This window comes from Candidatus Pelagibacter giovannonii (genome assembly GCF_012276695.1).
Lineage (GTDB): Bacteria > Pseudomonadota > Alphaproteobacteria > Pelagibacterales > Pelagibacteraceae > Pelagibacter > Pelagibacter giovannonii.
The window spans coordinates 948,374-965,675 of sequence record NZ_CP038852.1; the positions used below are offsets into that span (position 1 = coordinate 948,374).

Here is a 17,302-nt window from a genome sequence, read left to right on the forward strand (position 1 = left end):
CTTATCAAATTTTTCTTAATTGAGAAGATGAAATATTAACCTTTTTAAAATTAATAAAAGATAATTTATTTTTATTTATACCATTAAAGGTCACAGACTTTAGCGATTTAGCTTTATATCCCTGTCGATCAAATACAAGCAGATTGCATTTTTTTATAATGGATTTCCATTTATACCATTTATGAAAATTGATTAGATTATCTGCACCCATAATAAAATAGATCTCAAATTTTTTATCTTTATCTAAATAATTGATGAGGTCGATTGTTTTATTGGAGAGAACTTTTTCTTCATAAAATTTTACTTTAATAAAATTATTTTTACCAATGAATTTTTTTGCAAATTTTATTCTACTTTTTAGATTTGTTTTACTTGTATTTTTAAATGGGTTTTGTTTAGTAATTGCCCATATAATATTTTTTAATTCTAATATTTTTTTAGCCTGTTTAGAGATTTCTAAATGACCTTTGTGGGCAGGATCAAAAGTTCCCCCTAAGATTCCAATTTTTGTCTTTTTCTGTTTTAAGTTATTTTCTGGTTTTGCCATTACTAATAATTTCGTATTTGTATGAAATGAGCTGCTCTAATCCAACAGGTCCTCGTGGAGGTAAAGTATTTGTCGAAATGCCAACCTCACCACCAAAACCGAATTCACCACCATCAGCAAATTGAGTAGATGTATTATGCATTGCTATTGAACTTTTAACATTTTTTAAGAATTTATTTGCAGTTTTTCTATTTTTAGTAATGATAGAGTCAGTGTGCATAGTTCCATATTTGTTAATATGGCTAATGGCATCGTCACAATCTTTAACTGTTTTTACAGAAACTGCTGCTGATAAATATTCAGTAGACCAATCTTTTTCTTTTGCTGGATAAATTTTTCCTTTGTAATATTTTTTAAAAAAACGATCTCCATAAATTTTGCAGTTATTTTCTTCTAACTTTTTTAAAATTGGGTTACAGAATTTCTTAACAATTTTTTCATGCATCAAAATTGTTTCCGTAGCCCCACAAATACTAGTATTTCTTAGTTTGGCATTATAGGTAACGTTTGTAGCCATCTTTAGATTGGCATCCTTATCAATAAAAGTATGACAAACACCTTCCAAGTGACCGATAATAGGGACGTTAGAAAATTGTTGAACTCTTTTTACTAAATTTTTTCCACCACGAGGTATTATTACATCAATATAATCTTTCATTTTTGAAAGCATAAAGTCGACCATTTTTCTGTCTTTAGAGTCTATAAATTGAATAAAGTTTTCATTCACTCTATTTTCCTTAAGTGACTTTCGAAATAGTTTTGCTAAAATCTTATTAGTATTTATAGCCTCAGAGCCACCCTTTAAAATTACAGCATTTCCAGATTTGAAGCATAAACTTGCAACATCAGATGTAACGTTGGGTCTACTTTCGTAAATAACACCTATGACACCAATAGGTATAGACACCCTGCTAATTGTTAAACCATTTGGTCTACGCCATTTTTCTAAAGTGGCATTAACTGGATCTTTTAAGTTAGCAATTTTATCTATAGAATTTTTTATACCTATTAATTTTTTTTCATTAATAGTTAATCTTTCTATTAGATTACTTTTTAAGCCCATGCTAAAAGCAAATTGAATATCTTTTTGATTAGCTTTAAGTATGGTTTTTTTTTCTTTGTCTAATAAGAAAGCATACCTTTTTAAAATTTTATTTTTAGTTTTTGAATTAACTCTATCAAGTGAAGCTTTTCTTGCATTTTGACCTATTAAACTCATATATCTACTCATTTTATACCTCTACTATATCATCTTTATGAATTACTTCTGATTTTGAAATATATCCTAATAATTTTTCTATTTCTTTTGAGTGGTGACCCATTATTTTTTCTATTTCATCAGATGAAAAAGAGCTAAGCCCTCTTGCGCATTCGTAATTATTTTTATCTAAAACTTTAATATGATCTCCTTTACTAAATCGGCCAGATACTTTTTTTATTCCTGCTGCTAATAAACTTTTACCATTTGAAAGCGCTTGTTTTGCACCATCATCAATAATCAGCGCACCTTTAGGAGAAATAGAGCTGATAATCCATTTTTTTCTAGCATCTAATTTTGAAACTTTAGGTAAAAACCATGTACAATTATTTTCATCTGTTATTTTTTTAATGGGTCGGTTTAACAAGCCATTTGCAATTACCATTTGGCATCCTGATAATTGACAGATTTTAGCAGCATCTATTTTAGTTCTCATACCACCAGTGCCATGCTCACTAATACTTTTAGTGGCTATTTTTTCTATATCTTTATCTATATTTCTTATTTCTTTTATTAATTTTGCATTTTTATATATTTTTGGATTATGTGTATAAAGACCGTCTACATCAGAAAGTAATATAAGAGAGTCTGCGCCTGATATTTGTGCAACACGAGATGCTAGTCTATCATTATCACCATACTTAATTTCTGAAGTAGCGATAGTGTCATTTTCATTTACTATTGGTACAAAGCCTAGTTTAAATAAATTATCAAAAGTTCTTTTTGCATTAAGGGCTCTTCTTCTTTGTTCCGTATCTTCTAGAGTGAGAAGAATTTGGGAAATATTAATTTTTAATTTAACAAATGTTTCTGAAAATAAATTCATTAGTTCAATTTGCCCAATAGATGCAACAGCCTGACTTTTATCAATCTTAAGGTTTTTTTTGCTAATATTTAGTTTTTTGCAACCCATCGCTATCGCTCCAGAGCTTACAATAATAATTTTTTTATTCTGTTTTATTAATTCCTGTATATCTTTAGCAAATTCAGTCAGCCATTTTTTTCTTACCTTCTTTTTATCATCTATCAATAAAGACGAGCCAATCTTAATAATAATTATTTTAGAATCTTTAAGATACATAGGATAGTAATTTAGCTTTAATTTTGGATATTGACCCTTTGTCTAATGTTGAGAGCGTAACTACCTCAGAATCTCTATTTTTAGAAAAATTTTTTAAAATTTCTTTCACTTCTTCTTCCTCTAATAAGTCTGTCTTATTTAATACAATTATCTCTTTTTTTTCTAGTAAATCTTTACTGTAACTCCCCAACTCATTTCGAACTTGTTTATACGTATTTTCAAGGTCTTCATCAGTAATATCTATTAAATGCATTAAAGTTTTGCATCTTTCTATGTGTTTTAAAAATTGAATACCAAGACCTATACCTTCATGAGCACCTTCAACCAATCCAGGGATATCAGCTAGAGTTATTTCCTTATCGTCATAACTTGCAACACCAAGATTTGGATTTAGTGTTGTAAATTTATAGTTAGCAATTTTAGGCATCGCATTTGTAATGGAAGCTAGTAAGCTTGATTTACCTGCGTTAGGCAATCCAACAATACCAACATCAGCAATAGTTTTTAACTGAAGCCAGATTACATACTCTTCACCAGGCGCACCTTTAGTAAATTTCTTTGGAGCCCTATTAGTGGAACTTTTAAATCTAGTATTTCCAAGACCACCTTTACCACCATTAGCTACAATAAATTCTTCACCTTCTTTTTTAAAATCATAAATTAAGGTTTTATTATCCTCTTCAAAAACTTGTGTACCTATTGGAACTTTTAAAAATAAATCTTCTCCACTATGACCTGTACGATTTTGTCCTGAACCATTTACTCCTCTTCCTGCTTTATGGTGTTGTTGAAATCTATAATCGATAAGAGTATTTAAGTTTCTTTCTGATCTTAGAAATATGGTGCCACCTTTACCTCCATCGCCACCATCAGGTCCTCCGTATTCAATAAATTTTTCTCTACGAAAGCTAGGAGACCCATGTCCTCCATTACCTGCTTTTACATAAATTTTAACTTGATCTAGAAACTTCATAATACAACTCTTAGTTTTTTAGTTGTACTACTAATTGGGCTTTACTGAAACGAATGTTCTATCTGATTTACCCTTTTTAAAAACAACTTTTCCCTCAACAACAGAAAAAATTGAATGATCTTTACCCATACCCACGTTCTCTCCAGGGAAAATTTTTGTGCCTCTTTGTCTTACAATTATGTTTCCAGGAATTACTACTTCACCACCATATTTTTTAACGCCAAGTCTACGCCCAGCACTATCTCGTCCGTTTCTCGATGATCCACCAGCTTTTTTTGTTGCCATAATTACCTAGTTTATTTACTTGCTACTTCAGCCTTAACTTTTTCAATTTTTTTAGTTGGTTTTACCATTTTTTCTGCTTCTGATAAAACTTTACCATCTTTTGAAAAAATTTTGCTAATTCTAATTAATGAGTACTGTTGTCTATGACCATTTTTTCTTCTTGAGTTTTGTCTTCTTCTTTTTTTAAATATTAAAACAGTTCTATTTTTACCATTTTCTACAAGGTCAGCTTCAACTTTTGCACCTTCAACTACTGGAGAGCCAACCTCAATAGTTTTATCATCTCCATAAGCTAGGATTTCTTTGAATTCAATTTTAGTTTCAGGTTTAGAATCCTCTAATCTCTCAATTTTAAGGATTTCACCAGCTTTTACTTTGTACTGTTTTCCACCTGTTTGTATTATTGCGTATGACATTGTTTAATCTGTTTTTATAATCAGCAATATAGTCGGGGACCTATTATAGTCAAGTGCGAATAAGCTAAAAATTGTCCTTTAAATCTCTCAATTTTGAAAAGTTTTCCTCTGTACTAGATCTAAGAAAAATATTGCACTCCAATTCCTCTTTAATCGTAGATGGAATAGTAGGTAGGTTTTTTTTTAATTTTTCATCTATTTGCTTAATCTTAATTTTTAGCTTTTCATTATCTCCGTCATGAGTAATACAAAATTTAGAGTTTTGTTTGGTATATTCATGTCCACAATAGATCTTAGTTTTTTCTGGCATAGCTTTTATTTTCATTAATGAATTATACATCTGTGAGCATGTTCCCTCAAAAATCTTGCCACAACCAAGTGAAAAGAGAGTGTCTCCGGTAAAAATAGACTCTTCATTATAAAAATAAAAACATATATGACCAAGAGTATGACCAGGTATATGAAATATTTTAGCTTGGAAATTTTCTTCGTGCCACATGTCCTGATCGTCAACAAGTATATCTATTTCTGGAATTCTATCTTTGTCTCCTTTATATCCAATAACACTAGCTCCATATCTTTCTTTTAATTCTTTATTGCCCCCCACGTGATCATAATGATGATGTGTATTTAATATATATTTTAAATGTATATTTCTATCTTCCAAATATTTGATAACAGGTTTTGCTTCACTTGGATCTATCACACATGCAATATTTTTAGCATTATCAATAATTAGATAAGAATAATTATCTTGTAGACAGGGTATTATTTGAATTTCCATTTAACTCTCAATTAAAAAAATACCCAGCTCTGCTGATAAATTTTTAGTATTTAGATTAAGTTTATTAATAGAAGATATTTTTTCATTATGCAGAGCTGATGACTTATCTAATTTAATTTTTCTATTTTCACAAAAATTATAAAAATCTTTTATGGTACACATATGAAGATTGGGAGTATTATACCACTCATCAGGTAGATTTTTTGTAATTGGCATGGTTCCTTTAATTAATAGGTGAAGTCTAACCTTCCAAAAACCAAAATTAGGTATTGTAACAATTGCTTTTTTGCCAACTCTCAATAGCTCTTTGATAACTATTTCAGGATTTAAAAATGCTTGTAATGTTTGACTTAAAATAACAAAATCAAAGGAACTGTCAGGAAATTGCAATAGATCTTTTTCTGCATCCCCTTCAATAACTGTTAGTCCTTTTGATAAACATTTTTGAACATTGTCTTTTGATATTTCTATTCCTCTTATGTCTATTTTTTTATTATACTTAAGATATTCCATTAATATGCCATCTCCACATCCCACATCTAAAACTCTAGTATTTTTTTCAATTAGATCAGAGATTATTTTGAATTCTTGTTTCATGTTTAATTTTTAGAATAAGCTGTTTTAATATAATCACCTAGAGTATTTAAAAACTTAGGAACTTTTAAAAGGAATGAATCGTGTCCTTTGTCAGATTCAATTTCAACAAATCCGACATCAGCACCTATGGCATTTAAGGCTATAACAATCTCTTTGTTTTCTGATGTTGGATAAAGCCAATCAGAAGTAAAAGATATAATAAGAAACTTAGTTTTAGTTTTTTCGAATGCTTTAGATAAATTACCGTGATGTTCTTTGATTAGATCAAAATAGTCCATGGCTCTAGTTATATATAGGTAGCTATTGGCATCAAATCTATCAACAAATACAGATCCTTGATATCTTAAATAGCTTTCTATTTGAAAGTCAGCATCAAAACCAAATTTCAGATCATCTCTTTCTTGCAACTTCCTTCCAAATTTTTCCTGAAGACCGTTTTTAGATAAATAAGTTATATGTGCAGCCATTCTTGCAACAGACAATCCTTTATTAGGATTTTTATTTTGATTGGAATAATCACCATTTTCCCAATTAGCATCAGCCATAATTGATTGTCTACCAAGTTCATTAAAAGCAATGTTTTGTGCTGAATGACTAGCTGTACAAGCTATTGGAATAGCAACTTTTGCTTTATCAGGGAAGTTATTAACGAACTGAAGTGTCTGCATGCCACCCATTGATCCACCCATAACAGCAAATAATTTATCAATATTAAAAAAATTTAAGAGATTAAATTGTGCATTAACCATATCATTAATAGTAATGACTGGAAAAGTGGTACCATATTTTTTATTGGTATCAGGATTAATATCACTAGGACCAAATGAACCCATGCACCCACCAATAACATTAGCACAAATTACAAAGTATTTATCAGTATCAATAGCTTTACCAGACCCAACAGCATAGGACCACCAACCTTCTTTTTTAGTTATTGGATTTATTCCAGATACAAATTGATCACCAGTCAAAGCATGAAAAATAAGAATAGCATTATCTTTATTCTCATTTAGAGAGCCATAAGTCTCATAAGCAAGAGAATAATTATTGATAGTTTGGCCACAATCTAATTTTAATGGTTTATCAATTATAACATTTTTTATATTCACATTTTTATTCATAAGTATTAGCTAAATTTGAATTGTGAGACAAAAAAACTTATTTAGCGGTTTTTTTTAAGCGCTCGCAATTCAGTTAAATCAGCGCATATTTTTTGTACTAGATAGCATTTCTTATGTCAATTTTTTTAAAAAATGACTTATTCTATATGAAAGGATAATATTTTATTTATAAGGTAAATTAAATTAATAAAATGACAGTTCCAAAATTTAAAAAATTCAAGATAGAGGCTTATAAACCAGGTAAGTCAAATATAGCAAAAATACGTAATATTATAAAATTATCAGCAAATGAGTCAGCCCTTGGTGTAAGTCCAAGAGTAAAGAAAATTTTACAGAATAAAGAATTGTTAATATCGAAGTATCCAGACAGCAAAGCAAAAAACTTAAGAAAAGAAATTTCAAAGAAATTTAAGTGTGATTTAGAGAGGATAATTTGTGGTGCAGGGTCAGATGAAATTATTCAAATGATTTGTCAGTTATACTTAAAACCCTCTGATGAAGTGATCGTTCCTCAATATAGCTTTTTAATGTACAGGATATACGCACAAATAGTGGGGGCAAAAGTTGTTTTTTCTAAGGAAAAAAATTTTAAAGCTTCGATAAATGAAATTATCAAGAAAGTAACAAGAAAAACCAAGCTCGTATTTATTGCTAATCCTAATAACCCAACAGGAACATACTTAACTAGAGCAGAATTAATAGACCTAAGAATGAAATTAAATAAAAAAATTTTACTAGTTTTAGATGATGCATATTTTGAATATATGAAAAATAAAGATTATAAATCTGGTTTAGACTTATTTAAAAATAAGGATAATGTTGTTGTGATAAGAACATTTTCAAAAATATATGGACTGGCCTCCTTAAGAGTTGGCTGGGGTCATGGGCCAAAAAAAATTATATCTGCAATGAATTTAATTAGACCTCCATTTAATGTAAATCAAGTTGCACAGATGGCAGCAATAGAAGCTTTAAAAGATAGAAAATTTATTAATTTATCTGTGAAACACAATATTACGGAAGCAAATAAAGTTAGAAATGTTTTAGAAAAACTAAAAATTTTTTCAAATGAAGTAACGGCTAATTTTTTACTATTAAATTTTGATAAATGTAAATTTTCAGCTAATTATATTTTTAACAAACTGCAGTTAAAAGGAATTATATTAAGATCTACAGAGGATGGATATAATATTAAAAACAAATTAAGATTAACAATTGGGTCAAAAAAAGAGAATATGAGATTCATAACAACAATCAAGGCTATCTTTAATTAAATATGAAAAATATTTTAATTATAGGCTGTGGTTTAATTGGTTCTTCATTATTAAGGGCAATATCTGAAAAAAAAATAGCTAAAAAAATATTTGTCTATGAAAAATCAAAATCAAATATTTTAAAAATTAAAAAATTAAAATTACCATGTGAAATTAAAAATGATTTAAAGCAAATTATCCCAAACTTAGATTTGATAATATTTTGCACTCCACTAGGAGAATATGAAAAAATAATTTTAAAGATAAACAGATATTTATTACCCAAAACTATCATTACAGATGTTGGGTCATCTAAAGAAAAGTCTATGGATTTAATTAAAAGAAAATTAAAAAAAGGAATTTTTTGGACATCCAGTCACCCTATTGCAGGTTCAGAAGTTAGTGGCCCAGAAAATGGATTAAAAGATTTATTTCTTAATAAATGGTGCATATTAATAAAAGAAAAAAATACCAATAGAAAACACCTTCTGATACTTACCAAGTTTTGGAAAAAAATTGGTTCAAATGTTGCAATTATGGACTCAAAAAAACATGATACGGTTTTTTCTATGACAAGTCATTTGCCTCATTTAATTGCATATAATTTGGTTAAAACAGCTACAGACTTTGAAAAACGACAAAGATATGAATTAATAAAATTTAGTGCAGGTGGTTTGAGAGATTTTTCAAGAATTGCTGCATCTAATGAAATTATGTGGAGAGATATTTTTTTTAATAATCAAAAAAATATTTCAAAAGTTATTGATCTGTTTATTCAAAATTTACGTTCATTTAAAAGAGATATTCAATTTAAAAATAATAAGTCTATTATTAAAAAATTAGTTAATACTAAAAAAGTTAGAAAAAAAATAATTAAATTAAAACAAGATATCAATAAGCCAGACTTTGGAAGAAATTAGTATTTTATAGAGGATATTTTTTTTACTATTAATTTTGCCGTTCTTTCAATTCTATTTATTGTCTCTGTTATATTCATAATCAAAACTTTCTTTTCAGGACCATATGCATGAATTAATTTTTGAGTGTTAATACAAACAGCAACATGGCCTTTCCAAAAAATAATATCACCTTTTTTAAAAACTTTATTTACATTTTTTTTTACTGAATATTTTTTTTGGTCTTTTGTATCTCTCGGATAAAATTTATTATTATAGTAAAAAAATAATTGTAAAATAGCAGAACAGTCTATACCTTTATAACTTTTACCACCCCATAGATATTTAATATTTAAAAAAATTTTTAATATTTTTAAATAATCTTTTTCTATATGATTAATTTTTTTTATATCACTTTTTTTAATCCATTTATTTTTTTCAAACTCTATAAATTTTTTATTTTCATGAATCATGGAAATCCTTGATGCAAAAGGCAAAAAGTATTTTGTTCTATTTTTTTGTTTATTGTAAATATTTGCTTTTAGAATAAATATTTTATGGGTTGGTTTGTGATCTTTTGTGTAATCTTTATTTTTTATGTATCCAACATAATTATCAAATAAAATCTTTATTTTTATCCAACTTTTATTCTTAGATATAATCTTGAATTTTTCCCCATACAAAATTTGCGAGGTAACCTCAGAAACCACATTGGGTTTTTTATAGATATTTGATAATGGTTTTTTGTAAAAGTAATTATTTTTCACGAAGTTTTAATTTATCTTTTATAAACCACAAACAAATCAAAGAAGGTATTACCATGATGGCTGTAATGATAAAAAAAACTCCCCAATCTCCATTAAGCCAATCTACTAATGCTCCAGATGATGATGCAAGTGTAGTTCTACCAGCAGTCCCTATTGATGCAAGTAACGCGTATTGAGTTGCGGTATATGTTCTGTCTACTAGTAGTGAAATAAATGCTACAAATGCAACCGTTGCAAATGCTGCTGCTATATCATCAAATATGACTGCTACTGCGAATAATAACTCAGATTTATCACTCCACGCCAAGACTGTGAATAATAAGTTAGTTGCTGCCATTAATATTCCTGCAACAAACATTGCTTTTAAAACACCAGATCTAATTACAAAAAGTCCTCCCAGTAATGTAAACATAACTGTAGTTATCCATCCTAAAGTTTTAGAGTAAATTGCAATATCACCCTTAGAAAAGCCCATTTCTTTGTAAAAAACTATCGACATACGTCCAAGAAAGGCTTCACCAATTTTAAATAAAAAAATAAAGCTTAAAATTCCAATAGCAATTGTAAAACCATTTTTCTTAAAAAAGCTTATTATGGGGCCACCTAATGTGCTGCTTATCCATGTTATAAAATTAGTTATAACATTTTTTGATCCAAGTTTACTTTCTATAAGTTTATCAGTTTCTTTTTGTTTATTTTGTCTATCAGTAAAAAGAGGCTCATGAACAAACATCAAACCTATGTTCATCAAAATTACTACAACTCCTAAAATTAAAAATGTAATTTGCCAGTAATTATTAACACCGATATTCTCTAAATATTCTGCAGTAAATAAAGCTATTACACCACCTAATTTGTATCCACTCCACCATCCAACAACAGCCATTGCAGCACCAGCTGCCATTGATTTACTTTCATGTTCGCCTATTTGTTCAATTCTTAAAGCATCAACTGTGATATCTTGTGTGGCTGACGCTATAGCAATAATTAAACCAACTGTAATTAGTAGCGAAAGGTTTTCGGTAGGATTAATGAAACTCCAAGTAACAAGACAAGCTAAAATTACAATTTGCATTAAAACTATCCATCCTCTTCTATGGCCAAGTTTTTTTGTTAGGTAGGGTATTTGAAATCTATCAATAAGTGGTGCCCATAAATAATTAAAAGCATAAACAGCAAATATTAGTCCTGCCCAACCAATTGTTGATCTACTTAATCCTTCTTCTTTGAGCCATAGACTTAAACTACTCCCAATTAAAACCCATGGAAAACCAGAGATAGCACCTAGTAATAATATTCTGAGCATTCTCTTATCAAAGTAGACAGCAAAAGTTTCTGATAAGGATTGTTTTTTAATTTCAATCATAGTTAATTTCTCCAAAATGATGGAAGAAACAATACAAGTATAGCAAATAATTCTAACCTACCCAATATCATTCCAAGACTTAAAATCCATTTAGATATTTCCGGTAAGCTTGAAAAATTGCTATTAGGGCCAATTGTAGAGCCTAATCCTGGACCAACATTTGAGATTGAGGTTGCAGCACCAGAAATTGAAGTAACAAAATCCAAACCACTTAAAGATAAAAATGCAGTTATTAAAAAAAATATAACTAAGTAAAGAAAAATAAAAGAAATGATGGAAGCCATAAATTTATCATCGACATTATTTTTATCATATTTTATTATAAATATGCCTTTTGGATAAATAATCTTCTTTAATTGATTGATAATAAAAATGTACAGAATTTGAATTCTAAAAATTTTAATTCCACATGTTGTAGAACCGGCACACCCACCAATGAACATTAAAGTTAGAAAGAAAATAAGTGGAAAGTTTCCCCATCCATCAAATTCTCCAGTAACATATCCTGTTCCACTTAATATAGAGATAACATTAAAACAAATAGTCCTAATATTTATTTGAGAAAAATCTTTGTTGTGAAAAAGTAAATAAATAAAAAGTATAATAATTGAAAAAATAATAATTTTTAAAAATGACTTAATTTGAACATCAGAGATAAGAATTTTTCTGTCTCCATTTAAAAATTTTATATAGGCAATAAAAGGTAAACTCCCCAATATGATGAAAACCATGGATGATATTTCGATAGGTAGACTATTAAAATATCCAATAGATTCGTTGTAGTTTGAAAAGCCACCAGTTGCTATCGTAGTCATTGAATGGGTTAAGCTATCAAAAATATTCATACCAAAAATTTTATATGTAGATGCACAAAGTACTGTTAGACCTAAATAAACATAAATTAGCCTAAGTGAAATTTCTTTTGATTTTGGTAATAGTTTTTCAGAAGAATCGTTACTCGAAATTTTAAATAATTGCATTCCACCAACATTCATTATCGGCATTAAGGTTATTGCCATTACAATAATACCAATTCCACCTAACCATTGAAGCATTGCTCGCCACAAAAGTATCGATCTAGGAGCACCCTCTAAGTTGGAAATAATTGTTGACCCTGTCGTGGTAATCCCTGACATACTTTCAAAAAAAGAGTCTGTAATTGAAAGTTCAAGAGTAGAAAAAATAAAAGGTAAAGAGCCAAATATTGCAATGCTTAACCAAGATAGAGCAGTTAATAAGAATGCTTGCTGTAAATTTAATTTTTTATCATGATTTAAATTTGTTAAAAAAAATAAAACACCAAATATTATAGAAATTATAGAGCCTCCAATAAAAGAAGAATCAACTTCAGAATATATAAACTGAGCTATAATTGGAATCATCATGGAAATTCCAAGAATAATTTGCAAAACACCCAAGGTAAAAAAAACAGTTTTATAATTAGACATTTTGAAAGAACATTATTTTATGGTAAATAAATTTCAACTCTATAAGAATTAATAAAAACACCAAATATAAGATATTTGTTATTAAACAAAGTGATTGAAAAAGATAATTTAGATAAAACTAACGCATGGCCCTTTGTTGAGGCGAAAAAATTACTGCGTGAAAGAAAGTCCTTTATTACTAAAAAAGGTAAAATAATTTTACAAACTGGTTATGGTCCAAGTGGGTTGCCTCATATAGGTACATTTGGTGAAGTTGCAAGAACATCGATGATGGTTAATGCTCTAAGACAACTCACCGATACACCAACAGAAATCATAACTTTTTCTGATGATATGGATGGTCTTAGAAAAGTTCCAGAAAACGTTCCAAATCAAGAGCTCTTAAATAACAATCTTCATAAGCCTCTAACTCAAGTGCCAGACCCATTTGAAAAATTTTCAAGTTTTGGCGAACACAATAACGAAATGTTAAAAGATTTTTTAAATAAATTTAATTTTGAATATAATTTTCAAAGTTCTTCAGTTCTTTATAAGGGTGGTTTTTTTAATCCCACATTACAGATAATCCTAGAAAATTATCAAGGTATTATGGATATAATTCTTCCAACACTAGGAAAAGAAAGACAAAAAACTTACAGTCCATTTTTACCAATTAGTCCGGACACTGGCAAGGTTTTAGAAATTCCAGTTTTAGAAATACTAAAAGAAAAATCTAAAATTATATTTGATAATAATGGAAAAAAACTTGAGGTAAGTATCTTAGATGGAAATTGTAAATTACAATGGAAAGTAGATTGGGCAATGAGATGGTATGCCCTTGATGTAGATTTTGAAATGTATGGAAAAGATCTAATTGAAAGTGCAATACTATCATCAAGAATAATCAAGTTAATTGGAAAAACAAACCCATCTGGGTTTGCTTATGAGCTTTTTTTAGATGAAAGAGGAGAAAAAATATCTAAATCAAAAGGAAATGGAATTACGATTGATCAGTGGTTGGAGTATGCATCACCTGAGAGTCTTTCATTGTACATGTATCAAAATCCAAAAAGAGCAAAAAAACTATATAAAGAAATAGTTCCTAAAACAGTTGACGAATACTTGGACCTTATAGAGAAAGCTAAAAATCAAAATGAGCTGCAATTATTAATGAATCCAGTTTGGCATGTACATAATGGATTAATTCCTAAAGAAGATACTATTATGAGCTTTTCAATGCTATTAAATTTAGTAGAAACCAGCAATGCAGATTCTAAGGAGTTACTTTGGAAGTTTGTAAAAAAATATAAAAAAAATCTTTTAGAAAAAGAACACCCAATTTTTGATAATCTAATTGGTTATGCGATTAAGTATTTTAATGATGTAATAAAATTGAAAAAAAAATACAAAACCCCTAACGCAAGTGAAAAAGTTGCATTAGAAGCACTGGTTAAGTCTCTTGGTGGTTGCAATGATAAGATGTTGCCTGAGGATATTCAGACATTAATTTATTCAACGGGAAAAGAAAATGGCTACACAGAAAACTTGCGTGATTGGTTTAAATTAATTTATGAGGTTGTTTTTGGAGATGAAAATGGACCAAGAATGGGATTTTTTATAAGTTTTTTTGGAGTAAACGAAACAAAAGAATTAATTAAAGAAAAAATAAAATAATGTTCTCAAAATTAAGATCACTAATTTTTAAAATTGATCCTGAAACTGCTCATAATTTAGCAATTAAGTCTTTAAAACTAAACATATTACCAAGCATAACTGATCAAAATAAAGGAGACCCAATATTTGAGACTAGTTTATTTGGTAAAAATATAGATAATCCAATAGGAATGGCTGCTGGGTTTGATAAAAATGCCGAAGTTTATAATTCACTGTTTAAACTTGGGTTTGGTTTTGTGGAAGTGGGAACAGTTACACCACTTGAACAATACGGAAATCCAAAGCCAAGAGTTTTTAGGTTAGTTGAGGATCAGGCCCTTATAAATAGGCTAGGTTTTAATAATTTAGGAGCAGAAAATGTTAGCCATAGAATTAAATCTAACTCACATAAAGGTTTATTAGGAATTAACATAGGCCCCAATAAAGATAGTGAAGATAGATTAAATGATTATTTAATTGGACTTAGAAACTTTTATGACATTGCTGATTATATTACAGTTAACATTTCTTCTCCCAACACAGAAAATTTAAGAGCTTTTCATGATGAAACTAAATTTGATGAATTGTTGAATGCAATAGAAAAAGAAAAAGTTAAACTTAAATCAAAAATACCAATTGTAGTAAAAATTTCTCCAGATATCTTTGAGGAACAAATTGAATTAATAAGTAAAATTTTAATTAAACATAAGGTTAGTGCAATAATTGTTTCAAATACAACAGCTAAAAATAGAGAAAAATTAAATAATATTTTAAAGCATCAAAAAGGTGGGCTATCAGGCAAGCCACTAGAAGAAGAGGCTAATAAGCTAATAAGTAAGTTTTATAAACTGCTTAAAGGTAAGATTGAAATTATAGGTGTAGGAGGTGTGGACTCAGGAGAAAGCGCTTATAAAAAATTTCAGGCAGGAGCTAGCTATGTTCAATTATATACAGGAATGGTTTTTCAAGGACCAAACGTTGTAGTAAAGATAAAAAAAGAGCTTAAAGAAATATTAATTGATGAAGGTATTAAGAATTTTAAAGAAATAATAGGAAAGAAGCATACTAATTGATCCTAATAAACTTGACGAGATCATTAACACATCTTATATAGTCACTAAATATTATGTCTAAGAAATGTGAATTAACTGGTAAAATTCCTATGAAAGGTCACAATGTTAGTCATGCTAACAATAAGACTAAAAGAAGATTTTTACCTAATTTAAAAAAAGCGAAATTTACAAGTGACATTCTAAAAAGAAGCCTAACTTTAACTGTTAGCAATGCTGGTGTTAGATGTGTAGATAAAAAAGGCACTTTTGATCAGTTCTTAAAGACTGTAAAAAATAAAAATATTTCACCTAGACTAAAAAAATTAAAAAAAAGCATACTAATTAAATCACCTTTTATTAAAAAGATACCAAAAGCATCTCCTAGTAAATCCGCTTAATGAAAAAGTTTTTTATACTACTCGCATTTATAATGGGAGTTGTTGTCTTAACTTCTAATTATTTAGTACAATTTCCAATCAACCATTATGGTTTAGAAAAAATATTAACTTATGGGGCTTTTAGCTATCCAGTTGCTTTTTTAATTACGGATCTAGCAAATAGATCTTATGGCAAGGTTGTAGCTAGAAAAATTGTTTATGTTGGTTTTATTATAGGAATTATATTTACTCTTTTTTTTTCAACAAATTTTGCAGACTTAATTTCAATCAGAATTGCTATAGGTTCAGGTACAGCATTTATGGTTGCACAGTTGTTAGATGTTCAAATTTTTGACTATTTAAGAAAAAAGAAATGGTTTGTTGCTCCATTAACTTCATCATTAATTGGGTCTACAGTTGACACATTTTTATTTTTCTCCATCTCATTTTATGCAACTGGAATACCATGGTTTACTTTATCTCTAGGTGACTTAGCTGTTAAAATATTTGTTGCTTTAGCAATGTTAATTCCATTTAGATTATTATTAGGAACTCTTAAAGCCTCAAAAGCTTAGTATAAAAATTTGTACGATAAAATTTTATAAGCAAGTTTTGCTACAAGAAAATTGTAAGAATTAAAACCTTTAATAGGTGAAAGTTCATTTATATCCGCACCAACAATATTAGAGTTTTTAGCAGCTATCCGTATAATATTTAAAGTTTCATCCCATAATAGTCCACCTGGTTCAGGCGTACCTGTTGCAGGCATAATACTTGAATCCAAACCATCAACGTCAAATGTTAAATAAACTGTTTTATTCTTTATCATTTTTTTAAATTTTTTTAGGTCCCATTTACTTTTATCTTTTGCCCAAAAGATATCAATTCTAGAGGAGTTTTTTTTTAAGAATGGTATTTCACTTTGAGATATATTTCTGATCCCAAATGATATTATTGAAACATTTTTATGATCAAGACACCTCCTAATAGCTGAGGCATGAGAAAATTTTTCTCCATTATAACTCTCTCTTAAATCTGCATGTGCATCAAAATGTAGTAAGCATATTTCTTTGTGTTTTTTTACAAATGGAGCAATACATCCAGGTGTTATTGAGTGCTCCCCACCAAAAGTAATTGGAAATAATTTTTTATCTAATATTTCCTGATTTATATCAGACATCTTTTTAAGAGCTTTTTTAATATTTTTATCTATTTTAAATGGTTTTAAAGTTTTAATCCCAATTTTTTTGTAAGGCTCACAGTGTAATTCTTCATCATATAGTTCAACCTGATGTGATGCTTTAATGATTTCTTTAGGGCCATTACGAGTGCCACCACCATAGCTTACAGTTTTTTCTAAACCAAATGGAACAACTACTACTTTTTCTTTAAAATTAACATCATTGTCAATTCCTAGAAACCCGTTTTTATTAGAAAGATATTTCAATT

19 protein-coding genes are annotated in these 17,302 nt (G+C 28.7%); 6 read left to right on the forward strand and 13 right to left on the reverse strand.

Features of this window, described 5'->3' with window-relative positions:
- Positions 1–4 precede the first annotated feature (4 nt).
- The 9 genes from nadD to metX form a co-directional block, all read right to left on the reverse strand.
- Positions 5–547, reverse strand: coding sequence for a nicotinate (nicotinamide) nucleotide adenylyltransferase (nadD, locus tag E5R92_RS05235; RefSeq protein WP_168607036.1), 543 nt, complete (start codon positions 545–547; stop codon positions 5–7).
- Positions 528–1,778 (reverse strand): glutamate-5-semialdehyde dehydrogenase, encoded by a 1,251-nt coding sequence (locus tag E5R92_RS05240; RefSeq protein WP_168607037.1) that lies wholly within the window; start codon positions 1,776–1,778, stop codon positions 528–530. The genes nadD and E5R92_RS05240 overlap by 20 nt, the downstream gene beginning before the upstream one ends.
- A 1-nt stretch (position 1,779) precedes the next feature.
- Entirely contained in the window at positions 1,780–2,886 is a 1,107-nt protein-coding gene (gene proB / locus E5R92_RS05245) for a glutamate 5-kinase (RefSeq protein WP_168607038.1), read from the reverse strand.
- On the reverse strand, positions 2,876–3,859 hold the full coding sequence (gene cgtA, locus E5R92_RS05250) for an Obg family GTPase CgtA (RefSeq protein WP_168607039.1): 984 nt from the start codon (positions 3,857–3,859) through the stop codon (positions 2,876–2,878). Before cgtA ends, proB begins: the two co-directional genes overlap by 11 nt.
- 30 nt (positions 3,860–3,889) lie before the next feature.
- Positions 3,890–4,144, reverse strand: a complete 255-nt coding sequence (rpmA, locus tag E5R92_RS05255; RefSeq protein ID WP_006997689.1) for a 50S ribosomal protein L27 — start codon at positions 4,142–4,144, stop codon at positions 3,890–3,892.
- Between the two features lie 11 nt (positions 4,145–4,155).
- Positions 4,156–4,560 (reverse strand): 50S ribosomal protein L21, encoded by a 405-nt coding sequence (rplU, locus tag E5R92_RS05260; protein ID WP_168607040.1) that lies wholly within the window; start codon positions 4,558–4,560, stop codon positions 4,156–4,158.
- A gap of 64 nt (positions 4,561–4,624) precedes the next feature.
- Entirely contained in the window at positions 4,625–5,344 is a 720-nt protein-coding gene (gene gloB / locus E5R92_RS05265; RefSeq protein ID WP_168607041.1) for a hydroxyacylglutathione hydrolase, read from the reverse strand.
- Positions 5,345–5,941: a methionine biosynthesis protein MetW gene (gene metW / locus E5R92_RS05270; protein WP_168607042.1), complete on the reverse strand. Its 597-nt coding sequence runs from the start codon at positions 5,939–5,941 to the stop codon at positions 5,345–5,347.
- A gap of 2 nt (positions 5,942–5,943) precedes the next feature.
- Complete coding sequence (gene metX / locus E5R92_RS05275; protein WP_168607043.1) at positions 5,944–7,062, reverse strand: homoserine O-acetyltransferase MetX; 1,119 nt, start codon at positions 7,060–7,062, stop codon at positions 5,944–5,946.
- A 191-nt stretch (positions 7,063–7,253) separates the two neighbouring features.
- On the opposite strand from metX, the gene hisC reads away from it, so the two are divergent.
- Positions 7,254–8,336, forward strand: coding sequence for a histidinol-phosphate transaminase (gene hisC / locus E5R92_RS05280; protein WP_168607044.1), 1,083 nt, complete (start codon positions 7,254–7,256; stop codon positions 8,334–8,336).
- Positions 8,337–8,338: 2 nt separating this feature from the next.
- The gene (locus E5R92_RS05285) at positions 8,339–9,235 is read left to right on the forward strand and encodes a prephenate dehydrogenase (RefSeq protein ID WP_168607045.1); all 897 of its coding nucleotides are present in this window, start codon (positions 8,339–8,341) and stop codon (positions 9,233–9,235) included.
- Here E5R92_RS05285 and E5R92_RS05290 read toward each other — a convergent pair.
- From E5R92_RS05290 to E5R92_RS05300, 3 genes are read right to left on the reverse strand one after another with little or no spacing between them, the layout of a single operon-like run.
- Positions 9,232–9,978, reverse strand: a complete 747-nt coding sequence (locus E5R92_RS05290) for a C40 family peptidase (protein ID WP_168607046.1) — start codon at positions 9,976–9,978, stop codon at positions 9,232–9,234. The genes E5R92_RS05285 and E5R92_RS05290 overlap by 4 nt on opposite strands.
- Complete coding sequence (locus E5R92_RS05295; protein WP_168607047.1) at positions 9,968–11,344, reverse strand: AmpG family muropeptide MFS transporter; 1,377 nt, start codon at positions 11,342–11,344, stop codon at positions 9,968–9,970. Before E5R92_RS05295 ends, E5R92_RS05290 begins: the two co-directional genes overlap by 11 nt.
- A 2-nt stretch (positions 11,345–11,346) precedes the next feature.
- Positions 11,347–12,792: a TrkH family potassium uptake protein gene (locus tag E5R92_RS05300; RefSeq protein ID WP_168607048.1), complete on the reverse strand. Its 1,446-nt coding sequence runs from the start codon at positions 12,790–12,792 to the stop codon at positions 11,347–11,349.
- A 90-nt stretch (positions 12,793–12,882) separates the two neighbouring features.
- Between E5R92_RS05300 and E5R92_RS05305 the strand changes: the two genes are divergently transcribed.
- Genes E5R92_RS05305 through E5R92_RS05320 form a run of 4 tightly spaced genes read left to right on the forward strand, consistent with a single transcriptional unit; the run spans position 12,883 to position 16,428 of the window.
- Entirely contained in the window at positions 12,883–14,445 is a 1,563-nt protein-coding gene (locus E5R92_RS05305) for a lysine--tRNA ligase (RefSeq protein WP_229704512.1), read from the forward strand.
- Complete coding sequence (locus E5R92_RS05310) at positions 14,445–15,497, forward strand: quinone-dependent dihydroorotate dehydrogenase (protein WP_168607050.1); 1,053 nt, start codon at positions 14,445–14,447, stop codon at positions 15,495–15,497. Before E5R92_RS05305 ends, E5R92_RS05310 begins: the two co-directional genes overlap by 1 nt.
- Positions 15,498–15,550: 53 nt before the next feature.
- A complete protein-coding gene (rpmB, locus tag E5R92_RS05315) occupies positions 15,551–15,874 on the forward strand; it encodes a 50S ribosomal protein L28 (protein ID WP_168607051.1) in 324 nt (107 codons plus the stop codon).
- Positions 15,874–16,428 (forward strand): queuosine precursor transporter, encoded by a 555-nt coding sequence (locus E5R92_RS05320; protein ID WP_168607052.1) that lies wholly within the window; start codon positions 15,874–15,876, stop codon positions 16,426–16,428. The genes rpmB and E5R92_RS05320 overlap by 1 nt, the downstream gene beginning before the upstream one ends.
- Here E5R92_RS05320 and speB read toward each other — a convergent pair.
- Positions 16,425–17,300, reverse strand: coding sequence for an agmatinase (gene speB, locus E5R92_RS05325; protein ID WP_168607053.1), 876 nt, complete (start codon positions 17,298–17,300; stop codon positions 16,425–16,427). The two genes, E5R92_RS05320 and speB, sit on opposite strands and share 4 nt — an antisense overlap.
- Between the last annotated feature and the right edge of the window lie 2 nt (positions 17,301–17,302).

Coding starts and splice junctions, on each gene's coding strand:
- nadD (WP_168607036.1), bottom strand. CDS start 547: ATGGCAAAACCAGAAAATAACTTAAAACAGAAAAAGACAAAAATTGGA.
- gloB (WP_168607041.1), bottom strand. CDS start 5,344: ATGGAAATTCAAATAATACCCTGTCTACAAGATAATTATTCTTATCTA.
- metX (WP_168607043.1), bottom strand. CDS start 7,062: ATGAATAAAAATGTGAATATAAAAAATGTTATAATTGATAAACCATTA.
- rplU (WP_168607040.1), bottom strand. CDS start 4,560: ATGTCATACGCAATAATACAAACAGGTGGAAAACAGTACAAAGTAAAA.
- E5R92_RS05310 (WP_168607050.1), top strand. CDS start 14,445: ATGTTCTCAAAATTAAGATCACTAATTTTTAAAATTGATCCTGAAACT.
- rpmA (WP_006997689.1), bottom strand. CDS start 4,144: ATGGCAACAAAAAAAGCTGGTGGATCATCGAGAAACGGACGAGATAGT.
- E5R92_RS05285 (WP_168607045.1), top strand. CDS start 8,339: ATGAAAAATATTTTAATTATAGGCTGTGGTTTAATTGGTTCTTCATTA.
- metW (WP_168607042.1), bottom strand. CDS start 5,941: ATGAAACAAGAATTCAAAATAATCTCTGATCTAATTGAAAAAAATACT.
- proB (WP_168607038.1), bottom strand. CDS start 2,886: ATGTATCTTAAAGATTCTAAAATAATTATTATTAAGATTGGCTCGTCT.
- hisC (WP_168607044.1), top strand. CDS start 7,254: ATGACAGTTCCAAAATTTAAAAAATTCAAGATAGAGGCTTATAAACCA.
- E5R92_RS05295 (WP_168607047.1), bottom strand. CDS start 11,344: ATGATTGAAATTAAAAAACAATCCTTATCAGAAACTTTTGCTGTCTAC.
- rpmB (WP_168607051.1), top strand. CDS start 15,551: ATGTCTAAGAAATGTGAATTAACTGGTAAAATTCCTATGAAAGGTCAC.
- E5R92_RS05320 (WP_168607052.1), top strand. CDS start 15,874: ATGAAAAAGTTTTTTATACTACTCGCATTTATAATGGGAGTTGTTGTC.
- E5R92_RS05300 (WP_168607048.1), bottom strand. CDS start 12,792: ATGTCTAATTATAAAACTGTTTTTTTTACCTTGGGTGTTTTGCAAATT.
- cgtA (WP_168607039.1), bottom strand. CDS start 3,859: ATGAAGTTTCTAGATCAAGTTAAAATTTATGTAAAAGCAGGTAATGGA.
- E5R92_RS05240 (WP_168607037.1), bottom strand. CDS start 1,778: ATGAGTAGATATATGAGTTTAATAGGTCAAAATGCAAGAAAAGCTTCA.